The organism is Streptomyces sp. NPDC006265 (assembly GCF_040613555.1).
Lineage (GTDB): Bacteria > Actinomycetota > Actinomycetes > Streptomycetales > Streptomycetaceae > Streptomyces.
Genome location: NZ_JBEXSH010001279.1, coordinates 1 through 1,821, shown reverse-complemented (window position 1 = coordinate 1,821; position 1,821 = coordinate 1). Strand labels below are relative to the sequence as shown.

The 1,821-nt window shown below is 66.6% G+C and carries 1 protein-coding gene; it reads right to left on the bottom strand.

Translation table 11 applies throughout. From position 1 onward, the window contains the following. Window positions 1-238 precede the first annotated feature (238 nt). Entirely contained in the window at window positions 239-1,588 is a 1,350-nt protein-coding gene (locus ABZ281_RS47975) for a hypothetical protein (protein ID WP_356664990.1), read from the bottom strand. Window positions 1,589-1,821: the final 233 nt, after the last annotated feature.

Below are 1,821 nucleotides of genomic sequence, written 5' to 3'. Positions count from 1 at the left end.
GGACGATGCCCGGCGTTCCGTCACCAAAGCCAGGCAGTGGAGTGCCGCACACACGCCAGGGGGATACAGCTCCCCGCTCCGGACGGCGCACAGCGACGCAGGACCCGCTGGCCAGCCGTGGTCGGGTTAGCGGCAACTCACGCGTCCTGGGGCAACTTGCCGCATGTAGGGGGGCAGCGGGTTGGGGCGGGTGTTTCTGTCCGCCCCCACTCCGAGCGTTGGTGCAGGCACTCAGCGGTCAGCGGGCGCCAACCTCTACGGGGGTGCTCTGGCTCGTCTCGCTTCCGACCTGGAACGTCAAAGTCGTGCGGCCCGTGGCGTCGGGGTCGGTGGCCCTGACCGCTACCCACGCGGTGGACGTGGAGGACTTGCCCGCCAGTGCCAGGTTGACCTTGGAGAAGGTGAGTGTCTGGCCGTCCTGGGACAGCTGACCGGGGTAGTTCTTCACCGCTCCGTCGGAGTCCATCACGGTCAGCATGTAGCCGGGGTTGCCTTCCTCCACGAACTGCAGCCCCATTCCCTGCGGGAGGCTGACCTGGACGGTCTGCACGGGCACGGGCCCGTCGTCGGTCGACAGGTGGACTCCGGGGTAGCCGACGGGACCGCCGACGGCCAGTTTGACGTCGGGGGGTCCCCCCGGTGCGACAGAGAAGCTGGCTCCCAGAGGGGCGGTGTAGCGGTAGTAGACGCTGCCGATCTGGAAGGCGTCCTCCAGCTTGTTCCGGTCCCAGCTCAGGATGCTGGTCTTGCCGCTGGCGCTGTCGATGGACTGCGGCCAGACCAGGAACCGGTAGTACCCGGTTTTGTCGCCTGCGTCGCGCAGGTTGACGGCCTCGAGGATGTGCTTGTTGCCGGTCCCGCCGTCCGCGTGGCCCTTCACGTTCAGCTTGACCGGTGCGGGCGTGAGGTGGGACGGCGTGCCGTCCTCGTGCACCAACTGGTAGTACACGTGGTCGCTGTAGTTGCTGGCCAGATTGTCCATGCCCTGGCGGGGATTGACCAGGTCGATGATGAACTTCTCGGCAATGTAGCCGTTGTCGGACACGTAGCCGAAGCCGGCCTGGCTGTTGGGCTTCCCGCCCCAGCCGGTGTCGTACGGCAGACGGACGAACGGCCGCCCGGCATACCCCTTGCCTGCGTCGTAGTGGGGCCAGAGGGCCTCCACCGGCACGTGGGTGGTGCGGGTCGTGCCGTCGTTGAGGCTGAGCCGCACGCCGAGCTGGTACGTGCGGCTGTACTGGCCCTGTTCCGGGGCCGCGTCGACGTTGAGGTCGCCGCGCAGCGTGAAGGTGAGGACGTCCGAGTCCTCCAGGAATGTCAGGTCGATGACCTCGTACTCCTGGTTGATGCCCATCTGGCCCCGGGGCACGACATTGGCGGTGATGTAGTTCTTGCTGTCCTGGCCGTAGTAGGCGTACTCGACCTTGGAGATCTTGACGCCCGCCGGAACGCGGATGCGGCCGTCGTAGCGGAACTCGGAGTCCCACACGGAGAACCGGTTCGCGTACCCGAGGGTCTTGATGCTCGTCTGCTCCGGATCCGACGTCTGCTCATCGGCCAGCGACGCGGGCAATGCTGATGTGGTCATGCCACTCTCCTTTGGTGGAAGACCCGAGCCACTTTCCGGCTCGGGTCGAGACGAAATGACAGAAGGGGGGTGTTGCTCGTATGACGGCCGAATGGCGCGCCTGCCGCAGGCTGTGCCGGGGGCCTTCACCGGCGATGCAAGCTGCGAGTCCGCTGCATCAGGTGACGGTGCCCTCGGGTTTGCACCGTGACAGCGGACGTTTTGCCGCCGTGCCTCTCAGATCACGTCGATGG

Coding starts and splice junctions, on each gene's coding strand:
- ABZ281_RS47975 (WP_356664990.1), bottom strand. CDS start 1,588: ATGACCACATCAGCATTGCCCGCGTCGCTGGCCGATGAGCAGACGTCG.